This window comes from Rhodococcus sp. IEGM 1306 (assembly GCF_036541985.1).
In the GTDB taxonomy this organism is placed as follows: Bacteria; Actinomycetota; Actinomycetes; order Mycobacteriales; family Mycobacteriaceae; genus Rhodococcus_F; species Rhodococcus_F qingshengii.
The window spans coordinates 93208-111350 of record NZ_JAZHFF010000007.1 but is presented as its reverse complement, the minus strand read 5'-3'; the positions used below and the strand labels follow the sequence as shown (position 1 = coordinate 111350).

Sequence of the window (18143 nt, the reverse complement as noted above, 5' to 3'; positions counted from 1 at the left end):
GTTCGATGAGCGCGATAGCGTGGGGAAATGCGAGACCACACATTTGAAGCCCCGGCTTTCGGAGTGCTCGGACCCGTGGTCGCGTGGAACGAGTCTTCACACCAGATCGATCTGAAGGGTCCACGACACCGAGCGGTCCTCGCTCGTCTCGTCGTCGCCCGCGGCCGTGTTGTTCCCGTGGACGTGATTGTCGACGACCTCTGGGTCGATCCTCCGTCCGGCGCTACCAGCGCAATACGTACGTTCGTTTCCGCATTGAGGCGTGCGCTCGAACCGGATCGCGCGCCGCGAAAGAAGCCGAAAGTCATTGTCACCGAAGGGCCCGGTTACGCCTTTCATGCAGCACCCGACGCGGTCGACGCTTGGGAATTCGAAAGACTGGTGCGAGAAGCCGCAGATTCGACGCCGGCGCAATCACTCGAACTGCTCCGAACCGCGCTGCAGCTGTGGAGAGGGCCGGCCTACGCGGAGTTCGCCGACGAGCCTTGGGCCCGAACGGAGCGATCACGCTTGGAGGAACTGCGTCTGACTGCCGTCGAACGCTTGGCATCCGCGCAGCTCGATCTCGGGCGAGCTGCCGAAGCGATTCCCGATCTGGATGCCCACGTGACGGAACACCCTTGGCGCGAGGAGGGTTGGCGACTACTCGCTCTGGCGCTGTACCGGTCCGATCGTCAAGGCGATGCTCTGGCAGTCCTACGTCGCGCACGGAAGTTACTCGCCGAAGAGTTGGGCATCGACCCTGGTCCACGACTGAACGACCTCGAGTCCGACATTCTCCGCCGGGAAACCCGCCTGGATCCTGTAGGGGCAGAACAGATCTTCAGTCAGGTTTCGGCAGCGTACGACCGGACCGTAGCGGCAGGATCGAAATCGAGATTGGAGTCAACCGTCGGCCTCCTCCGAAGTTTGGCAGTTGCGGGCGGAAGCGGACTCGAGACTGCCCGAAACCAACGACTGACAATCATCGGCGCCGCTGAACAATTGGACGACGTCGAACTCACCGCGCGGATCATCGGCAATTACGACGTGCCCGGGATCTGGACGCGATCCGACGATCCTCGGCAGGCTACGCAGATCGTCGAGGCCGCTCAGCGCACTCTCGATCGACTTCCGGCCGGCAACGAACCCGCTCGGGCGAGACTGTTGGCGACAATCGCACTCGAATCGCGCGGACTGCCCGGTCATCACGGTCTCGAATGTGCCCGTGCCGCAGTACAGATCGGTCGCGCTCTCGACGATCCAGGGCTCCTGGCCTTCGCTCTGAACGGATTGTTCATGCAGACGTTCTGGACTAACGGTCTGGCCTCCGAGCGCGACGACATCGGCCGTGAACTGGTCGACCTCGCCATTCGACACGGCCTGGCTACCTTCGAGATCCTCGGCCGTCTGATCCGCATGCAAGCCCTCAGCGCCCTTGGGCAATTCGATGCAGCCGAGCTACATTCCGAGACGGTTGATCGATTGGCCGGACGTCACGAACGCCCGTTGGCAGCGGTGTTCACCACCTGGTTTCGCGCTATGCGTACTGCCGCTGCCGGGACGGAGGCCGCGCACTGCGAGAAGCTGTACGAAGCTGCGGCGGTCAATCTTTCCGATGCCGGCATGCCGGGTCTCGCGGACGGCATACTCCCTCTCGCAATTCTCGCCCTCCGCGTATGGCGGGGACTGCCGGCGATTTTCGACCCGACCACGCAGTGGGGCCCCTACGAACCCTGGGCCCGGCCACACCTGCTCATCGCACAGGGGCAGACGAACGAAGCAGCGAAGGCCGTCGAGGCATTGCCGGACCCGCCCGAAGACCTACTCTCCGAGGCACTGTGGTGCTTGACTGCCGCAGCGGCGACTGCAGTCGGCGACCGTCGAGTCAAGGAGCGTGCGCGAGCGGCGCTCCTACCTGCCGCCGCCGAAATAGCCGGCGCCGGAAGCGGAATGCTCACCGTGGGACCCGTCTCGCACTACCTGGCCGAATTGGAGCAGGGCTGAACCGTCAGGTGAATGCAATCACCGTCTCACCCCACGCCTCCCGGATCTCGCGGTCGAGATCAGCGACGACGGCATCGCGTTTGTCGATCAACAGTGTCGAGCGTGTGTCGGTGTCGTAAGTGGGCCACCCCGGGTCCGCACCCAGTTCGCGATCGTCCCCGGCGTCGTAATCGCCTGCAGCTCTGGCAAAGTCCAACCACCTCGCCTGCATGCGCTCAGAGACATGATGCGCCGCGCTCAAGCCACCCAACTTGTAGGTAATGTCTCGTGCCCCGTGGTTGATGTTGCCGAAGACGTAGGCAAGTTCGGTGCCGTGGGTCGCACCGATCTTCAGCGCCTTGAGCATCGGCGGCGCGTAGTCGAAGCGATACAACCACGTCGGCGCAACCTTGCTGTGCGCCTCGGCGATCCACAACGTAGGCAGCCGGAATCCGAAATCACGGGTCAAACCGAGACCGGCGCCCAGCTTGGACAGTCCCGAATACGCGCCTTCGATTTGAGAATGATCCGGTAGCTCGAGTCCTGGATGCTCGTCGGCGATCTCCGCGAACATCGACGTGATCACGACGGGATCGATCGGCATCAACGGCGACTTCATCATCCGGAAGAGCGAAGATTCGTCCTTGTTGGTTCCGATGATCAGCGGAATCGGGTGTGCATTGCCGTGACGGAACGCGCGCACCGGGTAGTCAGGGAGCAGATCACCGTCGACGATCGGCGCGAACGCCAAAGTGCCAGGCGTCTCCTGGGGGACGCGAGCAAACAGTTCGTCTGACGGCCCGATCAAGTCTTCGGCAGACGTGGACCGCAACAGACCCAGATCGCTTCCGCCGCTGAAGATCTCGAGAAACAGCTTCGCGACGATCTCACCACGTTCACTACCGTACACCGAAGTGGCGGGCGAACTTTCGGCAATAGCGCGATGAAACAGGCCGCGAGCGGACGGGACGGTCATCAGCGTCGTCACCGCGCCGCCACCTGCCGACTCGCCGAACAACGTCACTTTGTCGGGATCGCCACCGAAAGCCGCGATGTTGCCTTGAACCCATTGCAGCGCTGCAATCATGTCGCGGAGAGCGACATTGGGCTCGAAGGTATGTTCACTCGAATTGAAGGACGAGAAATCGACGAAGCCGAACACACCGATGCGGTAGTTGATCGAGACGACGACAACGTCGCCGTTCTCAGCCAATGTGGTTGCGTCGAAAAGTGGTTGGCTGGACGCTCCGCGGAAATACGCTCCGCCGTGAATCCAGACCATCACCGGTTTACCCGGCGCATCAGAACCGACGGCGCCCGGTGCCCACACGTTGAGGAACAGGCAGTCTTCGTCCATCGGAACGTTCTCACCGAGCGGGATCATCGCGAGTCGACTTTGCGGCTCACACGGCCCGAATTCTGTTGCGTCCTGGACCTCGGTCCAGGGCTTCGGCGGAACCGGCGCGCGAAATCGCAGCGGACCGACCGGAGGTGCCGCGTAACGAATCCCCTTCCAACTCGACACCGAGCCTTCCGTCGATCCTCGAACCGGCCCGTACGTTGTCTCGACTACCGGCGCTTCGCTGGGTGTGATCGTCATTCGATTTCTCCTCGAAAACAAGTTGCTACTTCGACAGGGCTTCGACAACGTGCGAGAGTTCCAATGCTGCCAGCATCAGGAACAAAACGGTCATGATTGCTGCATTGTGGCGGATCAGAGTGCTTTTGGTGGCGCTCAGTGCATCGGTCACCTTCGCCGAGGGCACGGCAGCCAATGCTGACAGCACGATCAAAGCGATGGACGCCCCTACCGCGAACAGGACGGAATACGCGATCACTGATACCCAGCCGAGGTGCCCGCCACCGATGATCGAACCTGCCTTGAGTTCGAGCGGCAGGTTCTTCGCGTTGGGTACGGTCAACAACAGTCCCAGGACCGCAGCTTTGCCCGGTTGCATCGAGTCGATCTGCGCCAGCCACGACGGCATCGCCGGCTCGGCATCGTCTTTCGGACGGCCACGCCAACTCGAGTACGCGAGCGCCAGAAAACCGACAGTGAACACGACGGCGAACACCGTCTGGACGGTATGCGCGCTGCCGCTGGACTTCGATTCCACTCCGGTGGTCGAGAGTGCCGTCGCTGCTGTGATCGCTGCCGCGGCCAGCACGATGCTCGCGGTGTACGCGAATGCATTTGCCTTCGCCCGAGTGGACAGCAGGATCGCGATGATCGCAACCAGAGGAATCGGGCTGATGACGACGCCGGTGGCGAGTGGGATGAGCTGCGCAGTAATCGATTCCATTTCTGCGACCGTACAAGCGGCCAATCCGGCCATTGGCGAAACGTTCGGCCTCCACGACATCGCCACTCACGGTGTCACAGAAGCACGGCTGTGAGGACCACCCGGTCTTCCTCTTCGACAAGTTCGAGGGACGTTACCGTACCGGCGAGCGATTCAAGCCCGATCCCTGAGTCCCGTGCCACCGGCATCCGACCCGGCGAACTGATCCGCACTACTACCGCCCGAGCATCGGCGAGTGTCACCTCGAGGAAGACGGGCCCTCCTGCACCGTGTTTCACGGCGTTGGTCAGTCCCTCCGACAGGATCTCCACCACGCTGTCGAGCCGAGCGGAGCCGGAACCGATCACCGCCCAGACTTCGTCGTCGACGTGACTGACGACCGGAATTGCGTAGCGCCACACCGTGACAAGATCATCGATACGCTTTCGGGCATCGGAGTCAGCCGGCTGATCGGATGACGCAGACAGGTCGCTTTCCAAGCCGTCGAGAATGTGGGCAATGGTTGCCGCAACATCGACTGGGCGACCGGCAACGGCGCCCGAAGACCATGCGGCCGCTACGAGTTCGCCCTGCACCGACGAGTGCAACAACCTGGCCAGTCCACGTCGGGTGTGCATGAGCTCGGCATGGATACGAGCTGCATCGAGCGCTTGCCGGCTCAGGGCACTGCGGAGTTGACGCTCCTCGTCCTGACGCTGCGTATCCGCAGCCCTGATCAGGCAGACGGACAGCGCAACCAACGGGTAGACGGCCATCGACGAGAGATAGAAAGTCGGGGTACGGCCGAACACCGTCAGGAGCAGCCACGTCGCGGTACTGCTGATCAGCGCACTCGAGCAGTACACCGCAGAAAGAGTCGCGATCCGTCTCAGAGGGCCGTCTCCGCTGCTGACAACTCGGCGAGCGCACGCATTGCCACCGACGAAGAGCCAGAAACCGACGCCGAGCTGGACCGCCGTGAACGTCACGCCGTAAGTCGTGAGCAGGTAGACGGTCACCAGTGCCGTGTACGCGAACACCGGTACGTACAGTGGCGCCGGTTCAACACTGCGTACGACGCCGATCAGTCGATCTCTCGCCGTCAGCCGCACAGTCGGCGTCGGTGATTCGATCGGGGGAATCTCCCGGAACAGTCGATGACTCATCGGGCGAACCACGTCGTCCGAGATTCGCTTCAAGAGCGCTGCTCCTCGCACTCCCTCGAGTTCCGTTTCAGCAACCGCGTGCATGACCGTCTCGATACTGCGCTCGAGCTCTCGCCGACACTGCGCACGGGTTTGGCCGAGGCGGAATCGATCCCGGGTCTGTTGGAGTTGGACGGCGGCCCCGGCAACCTTCAAACTCCGTTGCAGCGCGAGGCGGTCACGGAGAGCGCTTACCAGTACGGCGGTCAACGACAAGAAGACAACGCTGCACACGACGTTGAGTGCCACACGGACGAGCATCGGTCTGGGGTCGACGGGGAGTTCGAGCGAGCGGGTGATCGCGTCGAGGACGAACGGGCGGATCGCGCCGATCATTGCGAACAGGGCCAGGGCTGCGAGCTGCGATCGGTGTGCTGCAAGAACAGCCCTCGCCATCAGCAGCATCACCCCGACAACGCAGTGGGTCGCGAAGGCGCCGACTGCCATCACGCCTACTTCGCGCACCCCGGTACACAGGTAGTAGTTGGCCATCACGGTCACCGCGAACGGCAGCGTCAGAATCCAGGACCACTTGGTGACGATGTTCCGATCACCGAGACGAAGCCACCACTCGCGCGGGTTCACACCGAGTCGGTCACTTCGGGCACACCGAAATGGCGGATGAAGATACTCGCAGCAAGCACTCGCGGATTGGTGGACGAATCGTGCGTCAATCCCAGGCTCTCGAGAGTGCGCGCGATGAGCTTCTCCACACCTCGGATCGAGGACCCACGATGCGCTGCGATTGCGCTGTTCGACCACCCGAGCGAGATGTAACGCAGAAGATCGAGCTGTGATCTGGTGAGGCTCGACAAGGCGGAGTCCGGATCACTCCCGAGCGTCGGTGGCTCGGTTTCCGTCAACGCGGCCTCCACTACGCCGATCAACTGATCCGCCGACTGGACAGCCGCCTTGTCCACGAACAGCGATTTCGGCGGCACACCCGCAGAACCTGGCGCTGTCGATGCGTTGGGGTAGTTCGTCAGGAACACGATCGCGCAATGCGGAGCCTTCACGGTGACGATGTTCGCGAGATCGACGCCGTTCGGCCGCACGCCAAGGTCGATGTCCGTGACCAAGAGGTCAGGATCGAATCCGTCGAACTCCGTGAGCGCTTCGACCGCCGATCCGGCCGTATGGACCACGAACCCGGCGTGTGTGAGCGTGTCACCGACGAGCGCACGCATCAGTGGTTGGTCTTCCACCACCAACACCCGTCGCACCCACTGGCTGGTCTCCATGACCAGAGATTAACCGTTGGGAGAGTGCGTATTCGACCGAGCAGGTGGTGACGGATTCCGAGTAACACGGCAGTTATCAACCATGCGGGTTCCAAGCATTTCGCCCGATATGTCCCAAGCGTCGGAGCGCAGGGTGTTCCGAGTACACACCCCTTCGACCATCAGGACGGGCCATGACCGCACCGATCACCCCGAAGAACACCGCAGTACGACGAGCCACTTTGCTGGCAGTATGCGTGAGCACCGCAATGCTCATGCTCGACATCGCCGTCGTCAACACCGCCCTGCCGTCGATCGCATCCGATCTCGATACCGGAGTCAGCGCCCTGCAATGGGTGATCGACGCGTACACGCTGGCATTGGCGACGGTGGTTCTCAGCGCCGGATCGTGGGCAGACCGACGGGGTCGACGCCATGTTTTCATCATCGGCATCCTGTGGTTCACCACGGCATCTCTGTTCTGCGCTCTGGCGCCGAACATCTGGGTGCTCGACCTCGCGCGGGCCGCTCAGGGTATCGGCGGTGCCGTACTCTTCGCCTGCTCACTTGCCTTGCTGGCGGACGTGTTCGAGAAGGGTCCCCAGCGCGCGACTGCTCTGGCTGCATACGGCGCCACGATCGGGGGCGCGTTTGCCGTCGGCCCACTGGTGGGCGGGTTGCTCACCGAGTTGTTGGATTGGCGCGCAATCTTTTTGATCAACGTTCCGATCGGGTTGATCACACTGGCGATGACGGTGCGGTGGGTTCCCGAGTCACGCGATCCTCGACCTCGCGGCGCGGACGTGCCCGGGCAGATTCTGGTGTCCACCGGCCTGGCAGCTCTGGTGTTCGGTTTGTTACGCGGTAACGAGGATGGGTGGTTCGAGCCGCAGCCGATGATCGCCGCGGTGATCGCCGCGGCCGCCATGATCGGTTTCTCCCTGCACGAGCTTCGTACCACCGAGCCCATGCTGCCCCCGCATCTGCTCGCCAATCGGGCCTTCGCCGGAGCGCAGATCGCAGCGTTCTCGATCTCCGCCTCCCTGTTCGCGGTGTTCGTCTACACGACCATCTACCTGCAGAACGTGCTGCATCTGTCTCCCGTGGACGCCGGCCTGGTGTATCTACCGGCGACGATAGCGATGTTCGTCGTCGCGGGCGCCACCGCGAAATTGGACGGGCGCATCCCCGTCTCGGTCTCGTTGACGTGCTCGCTTCTACTCGTCTCGGTGGGGCTGGTCATGATGACCGTCGTCGACGTGACCAGTTCGCCGTACGCGATACTTCCCGGATTTGTTGTCGCGTGCGTGGGGGCCGGGGTGTTCAACCCCGTCATGAGTGGGTTGGTTCTGGGCGAAAGCACTTCGAACCATTCCGGATTGGCCGCAGGGATCAACGACGCGTTCCGGCAGACCGGCATCGCAGTCGGGGTTGCCGTGCTCGGCGCCTTCCTTCCGGCGCAGTCGATGCTGCCCGGCGGACCACCGGACGACTTTGTCGGTGGACTTCGGTTGGCTCTGTTTGTCGCAGCCTTCATCGCAGCTCTCGGTGCGTTGGTCTGTGCGGCGACGCTGCGCACTACCAGCGTCAACCAGACTCTTTCCGAGGAATCCGAGCAGATGTTGACGAGAACTAGTTGACCGTTTTGTCCTGCATGTATGAATTTCGCTCCTTAGAATCGAACCGTCCTGCGTCCGCAGGTACGAGGGGAAACGGATGATCTATCGACTGCTCGGGCCGTTGGAGGTCGCACGGGGTCCGGCGACGAGCGACGTGATCGATCTGGGCCCTCGAAAACAACGAACGGTCCTTGCCGTTCTACTGCTCAACCGTGGTCGCGTCGTCTCCACCGACCGGCTGATCGATGCTCTCTGGCACGACGACGCACCGGCGAGTGCGATGGCAAGCATCCAGGCGTATATCTCCAACCTGCGCCGAGCGCTACGCGTCGAAACCGGTACGGCGTCACCGATAGTGCGTCAATCGCCTGGCTATGTCCTCGAGGTCGCTCCGGCAGACGTCGATCTGTCGGTGTTTCTCGACGACGCCGAAACGGCGCGACAACACGCTGAGAACGAACGGTGGCAGGAGGCTTTGACGACCGCTGACCGTGCCCTCGCCTCGGTCCGGGGGCAGCTTCTGGACGACCTGAACGACGCGCACTGGGTGGAGGTGGAAGCCGCAGCCTTCGAGGAAGTGCGGACCGAGTGCCGGGAGACCCGGATAACGGCGCTTCTGGCTCTGGGGCGCCTGGCACCCGCGCTGGTCGAAGCTGCTCAACTCTGTGGCGAGTACCCGTTCCGCGACCGGACCTGCTGGCTGCGAATGGTTGCCCTGCATCGGGCGGGCAGGTCACCGGAAGCCTTGGAACAGTTTCGATTACACGCGTCTCGGCTCGACGCCGAGCTGGGACTGGAGCCCGGCGGGGAGCTGACAGCATTGCAAGGCGCGATCCTGCGCCACGAACCCGGCCTGGCCGCCTGGCCGCGCACTCCGGGATGGACGGGGGCCGAACAAGTTTCGGTCCCGGCTTCTCCCCCAGCCGTAGCAGCGATGCTCGAGACGGATTCCTCACGCTTGTTCGTCGGGCGCGACGCTCAGACGATTGTCGCCGACAAGATGCTCGACGACGTTCGCCGTGGCTCACCTCGCTGGTTGATCTTGACCGGCCCCGCCGGCATCGGCAAGACACGATTCGCCGAGGAGTGTTCGTCGAGAACAACGTCCATTCGAGGAGCCACCGTCTGGGCACGTTGCCCGGAGGACGACGGAACGCCGCCGTGGTGGCCGATCCGCCGACTGGTTCGGGAACTCGGAGCCGACGCCGATTTCGTACTGACGCCGCCGACGGACATCGATCCGGACGAAGCGAGATTTGCCGTCTACGAACGGGTTCGCACCACCATCGAAGCTGCGGCGAAAGATGCACTGTTGACCGTCGTCATCGACGACATTCAATGGGCCGATCCCACGTCCCTTCGTTGCCTGACCTACCTGGTCGGCGCAATGACCAGTGCCAGAGTCTGGTTCGTGTCGACGCTCCGAGACTTGGAAGTCGGGCCGGCAGTGCGCAAGTTCGAAGAAGCCGTACTCCACGGCGAAGGAAACCGAACCATGATTGTGCCGGCGCTCGCGCAGGGCGAGGTTGCAACACTCGCAAGGTGCGTCTCCGGGGACACGCTCGACGACGCGGAGGCGCGAACCCTGGCGGAACGAACCGGCGGCAACCCGCTGTTCGTCTCGGAGTACGCCAGGCTTCCCCGGAACGAGCGACTGGGCGACGGCATCCCCGTCGCCGTTCGATCTGTCCTCGGTCGACGCCTTGCCGCAGTCGAACCGGCAGTGTTGCAAGATCTTCGGGTTGCCGCAGTTATCGGCGACGCCATCGAGGTGTACACACTGGCCGCAGCCACCCGTCTCGATGTCGACACTCTCGCCGACCATCTCGACGCGGCTGCTGATGAACGAATCATCGTCGCGGACTCGGCAAACGGCGGTTACGTCTTTGCTCACGGCCTTCTCCGAGACGAAGTCCTCGAGGCGATACCCACGCTTCGTCGCCAGCGGATACATGCCCGAGTTGCCGAAGTGCTCGAAAATTCCTCCGATCCGGACCGGCTGAGCCGCCGCGCGCAACATCTGATGTCGGCACTTCCCCTGGTCGATCCACTCGTCGTTCTGGAGGCATGCACGGCTGCAGCTCAGGATGCGACCGATCGGTGGAGTTCGGAGACCGCGGCCGAGTGGTGGGAGGCAGCTGTCCGCGCGTTCGACTTACTTCCGGTGTCCCAGCAATCCGCTGACGATCGGGACGACCTGCTGGTGGCCAGAGTCGAGGCCCTCGCCCGCGCAGGTCGAGGGCAGACAGTTCTCGACGTCGTCAATGCCGGTCTCCTCGAGGCTGTTCGGGAGGGGCGAACCTCCGCCGTCGGACGATTGGCAGGCGCATTACTTCGGGCCGCCGGTGCGTGGCCGTGGGTTTCCTACGGTACCGATCCGGGACCACTGCTCGAACGGCTCGCGGCGGTCGAGCCCTTGGTCGAGAACGACAGGTCAGCTCACGCACGGGTTCTTGCTGCGCTGGCGGTGGGAAGTTGCTACCACCCCGAAGCCGAGATCCCGAATCGATGGAGCGCCCGTGCTCTCGACATCGCCCGCGAACTCGACGATCCGGATGTGATCGCGGACGCGCTGCTCGGACGGATTCTGCTTTTCTCCGGAGTCGCGGTGCACAGCGCGGAGTCCATGCGCCTACTGCGCGAGCTTTTCGAACTGCCGCACCAACAATCGCGTGTCGACAGCGTCGTCGCACACGCCGTCGCGAGCATGACGGAGATGAATCTGGCCAATGTCGATGCTGCCGTCAAACACGTCAGGCAGGGGATCATCGGCTGCGAGCTACTGAGACTCCCGGTGGTTCGGGTCCAATTACGCTGGATGGAAGCAACTCTCGCCGAATGGTACGGAGACTTCGCGCAAGCCCGCCGGCAGTACGAGACGGCCAGGCAGATCCATCTGCAAACGGAGTTGTACACCGCTGGCAGCGCAGATCTGGCGTTCAACACTCTGGAATGGGAGCGAGGTGCGTTGGCCGAATCTGATCCCGGTGTCGTGGAACCTGATTCGTGGACCATCGCCATCGACGCCGCCCGAGGCGAGCGCGAGGCCACTTCCCACGGCATCAAGAAGTGGCTGATCAATCGCGGGCCACAGACGTGGACGACATTGGGACACCAGACACTACTTGCACGCGTCGTGGCAGATCTGGAACTGGTCGAATACGCCGACACCTTCATCGAACTTCTCTCGCCACACACCGGCTGCATCGCAACGGTGGGCCATGTCGGTGAACTGGGCTCGGTCGCCGAAGCCTCCGCTCGGCTGCACGCGCTTCTCGGTCACGTCGAGCAGGCATCGACTCTCCTGGATCAGGCCGAGAAGATCGCAACTGGCTCCGGTGGAGCACCAACACTGCTGCGCTGTCGACTGCTTCGGGCGCAGCTTCGAGAGCCGTCCGCCGAACGTGAACGGGAGCTGACGGAAGTGGCGGCCGAATCGGAGACACTCGGCATGCGGGGCGTAGCTGAACGAGCGCGATCGACATGGCCCTGAACTGCGAGAATGCGCTTGGATAAAACTTGGATCCGCTCGGGATACATACGTCAAGAACCACCCAAGCCTGTTCGGACATCCTTCCCTTGACCGAAAGACGGATAAGGAAAGGAAGACCATGAACCTTCAGACCCCCACGCTCGACGCCGCGGTCGAATCACTGCGCGCAGAGGTGACCGGCTCCGTTTCCCTGCCTGGCGAAACGGGATACGAGTTGGCGATTCCGTGGAATGCAGCGTTTCCCGTCGCGCCTGGCGCTGTGGTGGCAGTCGAGAGCGCGCAAGACATTGCCGCAACGGTGCGATTCGCGGCGAAGTTGGGTCTGCGCGTCGGTGTTCAGCGCACCGGCCACGGCGCGGTCCCTCTCGGCAGTGACGTTCTCCTCGTCCACACCGGCAGGCTCACGGAGTGCGTCGTCGACCCCGAAAACCGCACTGCCCGAATCGGCGCGGGCTTGATCTGGCAGGACGTCATCGACGCTGCCGCACCCCACGGCTTGGCGCCACTGGCAGGTTCTTCACCCACGGTCGGAGTCGCCGGCTTCCTCACCGGCGCCGGCATCGGCCCGATGGTGCGCACGTACGGGCTCTCGTCGGATCACGTTCGTTCGTTCGACATCGTCACCGGCAGTGGCGAACTCATTCATGTCACCCCCGACGAACATGCCGAATTGTTCTGGGGACTGCGCGGCGGCAAGGCCACACTGGGCATTGTCACAGCCATCGAGATCGACCTACTACCGGTCACCCACTTCTACGGCGGTGCACTCTATTTCGACGGCGCAGATGCAAGTGCGGTCGCGCACGCCTGGCTGGACTGGGGCGCCGACCTGCCTGAGCACAGCTCGACCTCTCTTGCCTTTCTGCAACTTCCACCCCTTCCACAGGTTCCGCCACCGCTGGCCGGCAGGCTCACCGTCGCGGTCAGATTCGCAAGTCTTGCCGAGGAATCCGATGCCAAGTCACTGATCGACCGAATCCGTTCAATCGCAACGCCCTTCATCGACGCAGTCGGTGTGCTGCCTTATGCCGCCCTCGGGGCAGTGCACGCCGATCCCGTCGACCCGATGCCGACGCACGAATCCACGGCATTGACCAACGAGCTGTCACACGAGGCCGTCGACGCATTGCTGGCCGCTGCCGGCCCCGGATCCGGTTCACCCCAAACCGTCGTCGAATTACGTCTCCTCGGGGGCGCCCTCGCACGGGAACCTGAGCACCGCAGCGCCTTCTGCCATCGGGACGCTGCCTTCTCGCTGTTCACCGTCGGAGTTCTTGCCCCACCGATGGTCGACGCGGTAGTCCCGCACGCCGAGACTCTCGGACGAACGATGGCGCCATGGACGAACGGGCATGCACTGCCCAACTTCGCGCCGAGCGTCGACCCGGAGAAGATCGCCCGCACCTACGACGAGGACACCGCTCACTGGCTGAGCGCTTTGGCGGACACGCATGATCCGCAGGGAGTCCTGGCCGTCGGTCAGGTCATGCGCCGGATCTCCTGAACTTCGCCAACTCTCGCAACCGGACCAGATCCCAGGCGTGCCGGGGGCGACGGATACCCGGTCGATCTCGGGGGACTCTGACCCTCAGCGCCTGCGGACTGACCGTGCACCTGACCGGAGTTGGCATCACCAGCGCCTCGCCGTCGACGCCGACCGGAATCTCGTCGGTGTCGGCGTCGACGATCACCTCGAATCCGGTGCCCTGAGCCAGACCGTGTTGATGCGCCCTATGGAGCAACCCGATGGCCTGACGGGCACTGCTGACGGAGATCGCGACGATTCCGAGAGTGCCCCTGTCCAATCGCGGCCGATGACCGAGCCCCGCCAGGTCGTTCATCTCGTACGGGCCGTTGCTGACCAGCACAGCCTGTGGACCCACCGCGGACACGCTCGGGGAGCGCGCGGTCAGCACCGCTCCGGCACGTCCGGCGAGGAGATCCGGGAGCATCTGCAAGAAGGTGCTGGTCTTGGCATCGCGGTACTCCGGACTCTGGACTACCTCGGCGTACGCCCCGAACGATGCGTTGTTGACGAAAGTTCGACCGCCGACGTTTCCCAGATCCACCGTGACCTCGACGCCGTCGACGAGCGCGTCGAGGCACCGAGATGGATCCTCGAGATCGAGCCCCAGATCCGCGGCGAAGTGGTTGCGCGTTCCCGCACTGACGACGAGGAAGGGCAGGTCGTTTTCGGCCGCGACAGCAGCAACCAGTGCCTGCGTTCCGTCGCCACCGGCAACACCGAGTAGGTCGGCGCCGTCCGCGACCGCCTGCCTGGCCAAGGCCGTCACGTCGATCTTCTCGGGCCCCTCGAGCAGTGCGACCGTGGCCCCCCGTTCCTCGGCCTTGCGTTTCAAGTCGAACTTCTCGACCTTGCCACCGCCGGAGTTCGGGTTCATCACGAAGAACGGTTTGACGGGCGGCGGTGCAGTTCGCTCGACAACCGGCAATTCCTTCTCCTCCCCCTCCAAGGCGGTGCGAGCGAAGATACCGGCTACGACGAACAACCCGATCGCAAGGAGCACCACCCACAGGAGGCGTTCTCGGACCAGGAAGGTGAGCACCACGATCGGCGTCAGAACCGCCACGGCCAACGAGAGCCAGCGGAGGAATCCGCGGGTGGTCAGAAACCAGTACACGGCTACGACGCACACGACCACCCCACCAATCCCCAGGATCAGCATGGTCAAGGTTTTCAGTCCGGCGAAGATCAGGAGCACCGCGACTGCAAGAACCAGGGCCGCGAAGGCTGCGCGCGCCAACCAACTCTGTTTCGACGAGGGCCGATCCGTGTGGGCAGAGGTCGTCATCGAGCCACCTCCCCGCGATTGTCATTTCGGCCGGTACTTCGACGCTATCCCTTCGAAGCAGGCCAGTCACCTACCGGCAAGAATCTCGCGATCACGCACTGCTACTTTATGACGACACCTCGTCATAAAAAGGAGTAGCCGTGACAACACCGACGTCCGAAGCGTGGGAATCCGCCGAAGGAACCCTGACTGGCATTCGGAAAGCCGGACTCCACGGACTACGTTGGACGGCCTGGTTGGCCGGCGCGACAGGTCTCGCACAGTTGGTGTCGATCGGGCTGAACTTCACCGACACTGTCAGCGGAATCGTTCCGGCCACGTACCCGCCTGTAGATGTGGCGTGCAGCGTCGTCGCGCTCGTTCTTCTGGTCGGCCTGCTTGTCGGCCGCCCCAACGGTCCCGCGATGTTGTCGAGTCTCGCCCTCCTCATGGCCATGCTGATGGCGCCCACCCTTCACAAACATGCACCCGAGTCGCTCTGGCTGGCGGCGGCACACGCCGTCTCGGTCGTCGCCGTCATCACGCTGTCCGTGATGACTTCGCGGTTCTCCAGTGCCGAGTTGGATCGGTCGTGACACCGGATTCACCCCTCTCGCTTGCAGCCGAGGAATGGATCACTGATCTCACTACCGCGGAGATGGAGCGATTGCGCAAACGCACGACGCTCACACTCGCCGAAGAACAAGAGGTCTGCCGATCCGTACGCTCGATCGCGCAGCAGATGATGCTCGCACCCGTCTCGATGTGGCAAGGTGATCCGCGCCTTGTTGCGGACCTGTTCGACCTCCCCGTGACCGTGAATCAGACCCAGGAGGATCGACCATGCCGAAGTTGACCGGTGGCGCGACAACCGCAGAGCACAAAATCGCCACCCGAGAAGCCATGTTGGACGCATTCATTCGCGAACTTCACGAGCAGGGCTGGCAAAACCTGAAGCTGCAGACCGTGGCCCAGGCGGCCGGCGTCTCGCGGACAGCGGTTTACAACTACTTCCCCGACAAATCCGCGTTGCTGCTCGCCTGGTCCACCCGCGAGATGGATAGATTCCTACTCCTGGCCGAGCGTGAACTCGCGGACCGCGAGAATCCTGTGGACCGACTCGAAATCCTCGTCAAACTGACACTCGTCGAGTTCTCACTGCAACGATTCACAGGAATCGCGTTGGTCGAATTGTTGTCAGCGCAGGATCGCGAAAGTTTCCTCGAACATATTGTCCCGCTGTCGGTTCTGGTCGAACAGCTCGTCCAGGAAGGTGTCGACGCCGGTGTCTTTGTCGATTCCGATGCTGCCGCATCCGCGCAACTCATCCTCGCCTGCGTGGAAAGCCGACGCCCGATGCTCATGGCCGGCGACCGAGTGGACGCCGTCGTAGCGACCACCGTCCCGTTCATCATGCGCGCGTTGGGCGTTGCGTGGCCGACTTCCCTCGCGGCCGAACCCTCCGATCGCTCTGCTCACGATCGGTAGGATCGCAGATATGCATTTCGACCTCCCGCCCATCGATCAGCAGGCCGAGCGATTGATCGAACTCGGTGTTCACGAGTTGGCCGGACTTTCTGCCGGCGAAGTCAAGGAGGCCGCAACCGGGCACGGTGATGTCGGACTACTCACCGTGCACGAAAAACTGGCTCCGGCTTCAGTTCTGACTCCGCTGCTCGAGCTCGAGAACAAGCGCGGATTCATAGTTGTCGACATGGCGGACGTCGATCTGTTCGCCCCCACCGAGCAGGCAACGCTGCCCGAAAGCCCATTACATCTGCTCAGTGGAGTCGACCGCGGGGATCACCTGGCCAACTGGAGCCCGGACGAAGCATTGCCCGCAATCGTCGACGCAGACCGTACGCCGCTGACGCTTACCGAAGGCATCCACTGGCTGTTGCAGCGCCCCGACATTCTCGAACGCGGAAAGTGTTTCATGACCATCGGCTCCCGACTGCGCAAACCTGACGGATCCTTCGACACCAGAACTCCCGCCGTGTGGATCAGCAACGGAACCGGTCGCGACGGCAAAGACAACCGCAACGCCCCGAAAGTCGGGTGGTGCTGGTGGGGTAACCGCCACACGTGGTTGGGGTTCGCATCGGCGAGCGACCGGGTACCGCTCCCGAACTAGAGCACGGTTGCGCGGTCGAATCGGTACCGATCCTTCCACGGCATCTCGGCCTCGAGCATTGCAGCGGCAGAGAGTAATTCCGCGTCGCAACCCCATTTCGCCGAGATCATGATGCCGAGTGGAACGCCGTCTTCCGTCCAACCGAGTGGCAGACTGATCGACGGGAAACCGGTTGCATTGGCGACGACGGTGTTTCCGGTGAAAGCGACCATGTCGATCAGTTCGGTCGCGGGATCTTCGTCGTTGCGCAACTCCCCGATCGCAAGCGGCGGCTTCGTCACAGTCGGAGTGACAACAAGGTCGGCGTCGGCGTAGTCGAGACTCCATCGCCGCGCCCAGGCCTGAACAATTCCGATTGCCGCGGCCAGCTCGCCCGAAGGCACCTCGTTTGCTTGAACTCGCAAGTGTTGCACTATCGGACGCAGAAGGTGTTCGTACTCCTCCGGGATCGGCTTGGTTCCCGCCAAAGACGAGAACATCTTGACGAAAGCATCGATGAAAATGTCATCGCGAGCCTGCGGTCGCTCGAACACGTTGTGGCCCAGACCCTCCAGCACAGACCCAACCTTCGATACAGCAGCCGAGAGCTGCGCATCCACGGCTCCGCCGGAGACCGATCCGTGAGCAAGAGCGACGGTCAAGGGGCGAGCCCGAACTCCCCCGGCCTGTACGACGAACTCTTCGAACGACTTCGGCCGAGGCGGGTGGATAGTTCCGGCGCCGGGTCGCGTCGCCAGAACGTCCAGCAGCGCAGCGGTATCGCGAACTGTCCGGGCGATCGGCCCCTTGCTCGCAAATCCGAAGTTGTCATGCCCCGCCACGCCCATCGTGATCAAACCGCGGCTCGGCTTGAGGCCGACGACTCCGCACGTACTTGCCGGCGAACGCAACGAACCGGCGGTGTCACTTCCCTGTGCAAACGGCACCAGACCAGCGCCGACGGCGGCAGCAGCGCCGCCACTGCTGCCGGCGGCACTCCGCGTGCGATCGAACGGGCTGCGAGCAGGCGGAGCGACTTCCGGCTCGGTGTAACAGGCTGCCCCGAACTCGGGCACCGTCGTCTTCCCGATGTCGATCAACCCACCTTCTCGGATCGCCTCGACGATCTCGTCGTCAGCGTCCGGCACGAAGTCGCGAAAGAGCGCCGATCCGAAGGTCGTGCGAATGCCGCGCGTTGCATCGAGGTCTTTGATTGCCGTCGGAACGCCGAACAGCCGCGGAAGGGGCCCGGCGTCCCGCTCGTCCAACCTGCGCTGCGCTTGTTCGGCGAGGGCGACAGCGTGCTCCCCGGCGATCGTCGTGAAGGCGCCGACGTCATCGGCAGTGGTCGCACGGTCGACGAAGTACCTGGTGACTTCGGGAATCGAGACCTGCTTGGCGGCGATCACACCGGCAAGTTCGACGGCGGACAGTTGATGGAGATCGGTCATCGG

The 18143-nt window shown here is 63.2% G+C and carries 14 protein-coding genes; 8 read left to right on the top strand and 6 right to left on the bottom strand.

What is annotated here, in order from left to right:
• The first annotated feature begins 27 nt into the window (after nt 1-27).
• The gene (locus V3587_RS20655; RefSeq protein ID WP_269610434.1) at nt 28-1986 is read left to right on the top strand and encodes an AfsR/SARP family transcriptional regulator; all 1959 of its coding nucleotides are present in this window, start codon (nt 28-30) and stop codon (nt 1984-1986) included.
• A 4-nt stretch (nt 1987-1990) separates the two neighbouring features.
• Here the strand turns inward: V3587_RS20655 and V3587_RS20650 are convergent, their stop codons facing one another.
• From V3587_RS20650 to V3587_RS20635, 4 genes are all read right to left on the bottom strand, one after another.
• A complete protein-coding gene (locus V3587_RS20650; RefSeq protein WP_269610432.1) occupies nt 1991-3565 on the bottom strand; it encodes a carboxylesterase/lipase family protein in 1575 nt (524 codons plus the stop codon).
• 25 nt (nt 3566-3590) lie between these two features.
• Complete coding sequence (locus tag V3587_RS20645) at nt 3591-4268, bottom strand: GAP family protein (protein ID WP_168798812.1); 678 nt, start codon at nt 4266-4268, stop codon at nt 3591-3593.
• Nucleotides 4269-4342: 74 nt separating this feature from the next.
• Entirely contained in the window at nt 4343-6037 is a 1695-nt protein-coding gene (locus V3587_RS20640; protein ID WP_030536202.1) for a two-component system sensor protein, read from the bottom strand.
• The gene (locus V3587_RS20635; RefSeq protein WP_050654977.1) at nt 6034-6693 is read right to left on the bottom strand and encodes a response regulator; all 660 of its coding nucleotides are present in this window, start codon (nt 6691-6693) and stop codon (nt 6034-6036) included. Before V3587_RS20635 ends, V3587_RS20640 begins: the two co-directional genes overlap by 4 nt.
• 173 nt (nt 6694-6866) lie before the next feature.
• Here V3587_RS20635 and V3587_RS20630 point away from each other — a divergent pair, with 173 nt between their 5' ends.
• The 3 genes from V3587_RS20630 (at nt 6867) to V3587_RS20620 (ending at nt 13288) form a co-directional block, all read left to right on the top strand.
• Nucleotides 6867-8312 carry an MFS transporter gene (locus tag V3587_RS20630; RefSeq protein WP_118605927.1) on the top strand — a complete coding sequence of 482 codons (1446 nt, stop codon included), beginning with the start codon at nt 6867-6869 and terminating at the stop codon, nt 8310-8312.
• 76 nt (nt 8313-8388) lie between these two features.
• Nucleotides 8389-11784 carry a BTAD domain-containing putative transcriptional regulator gene (locus tag V3587_RS20625; RefSeq protein WP_283377118.1) on the top strand — a complete coding sequence of 1132 codons (3396 nt, stop codon included), beginning with the start codon at nt 8389-8391 and terminating at the stop codon, nt 11782-11784.
• A gap of 118 nt (nt 11785-11902) precedes the next feature.
• Nucleotides 11903-13288, top strand: a complete 1386-nt coding sequence (locus tag V3587_RS20620; protein WP_283377117.1) for an FAD-binding oxidoreductase — start codon at nt 11903-11905, stop codon at nt 13286-13288.
• Here the strand turns inward: V3587_RS20620 and V3587_RS20615 are convergent.
• Nucleotides 13269-14597 carry a diacylglycerol/lipid kinase family protein gene (locus V3587_RS20615; protein ID WP_064113570.1) on the bottom strand — a complete coding sequence of 443 codons (1329 nt, stop codon included), beginning with the start codon at nt 14595-14597 and terminating at the stop codon, nt 13269-13271. The two genes, V3587_RS20620 and V3587_RS20615, sit on opposite strands and share 20 nt — an antisense overlap.
• Before the next feature lie 140 nt (nt 14598-14737).
• Between V3587_RS20615 and V3587_RS20610 the strand changes: the two genes are divergently transcribed.
• The 4 genes from V3587_RS20610 to V3587_RS20595 are packed head-to-tail and all read left to right on the top strand — an operon-like array spanning nt 14738 to nt 16710.
• Nucleotides 14738-15172 carry a hypothetical protein gene (locus V3587_RS20610; protein WP_054188289.1) on the top strand — a complete coding sequence of 145 codons (435 nt, stop codon included), beginning with the start codon at nt 14738-14740 and terminating at the stop codon, nt 15170-15172.
• On the top strand, nt 15169-15432 hold the full coding sequence (locus V3587_RS20605; RefSeq protein WP_007730221.1) for a hypothetical protein: 264 nt from the start codon (nt 15169-15171) through the stop codon (nt 15430-15432). Before V3587_RS20610 ends, V3587_RS20605 begins: the two co-directional genes overlap by 4 nt.
• Nucleotides 15420-16064 carry a TetR/AcrR family transcriptional regulator gene (locus V3587_RS20600; protein WP_065456501.1) on the top strand — a complete coding sequence of 215 codons (645 nt, stop codon included), beginning with the start codon at nt 15420-15422 and terminating at the stop codon, nt 16062-16064. Before V3587_RS20605 ends, V3587_RS20600 begins: the two co-directional genes overlap by 13 nt.
• 10 nt (nt 16065-16074) lie before the next feature.
• Nucleotides 16075-16710 carry a DUF5701 family protein gene (locus V3587_RS20595; RefSeq protein WP_065456500.1) on the top strand — a complete coding sequence of 212 codons (636 nt, stop codon included), beginning with the start codon at nt 16075-16077 and terminating at the stop codon, nt 16708-16710.
• Here the strand turns inward: V3587_RS20595 and V3587_RS20590 are convergent.
• Entirely contained in the window at nt 16707-18140 is a 1434-nt protein-coding gene (locus tag V3587_RS20590) for an amidase (protein ID WP_007730212.1), read from the bottom strand. The two genes, V3587_RS20595 and V3587_RS20590, sit on opposite strands and share 4 nt — an antisense overlap.
• Nucleotides 18141-18143: the final 3 nt, after the last annotated feature.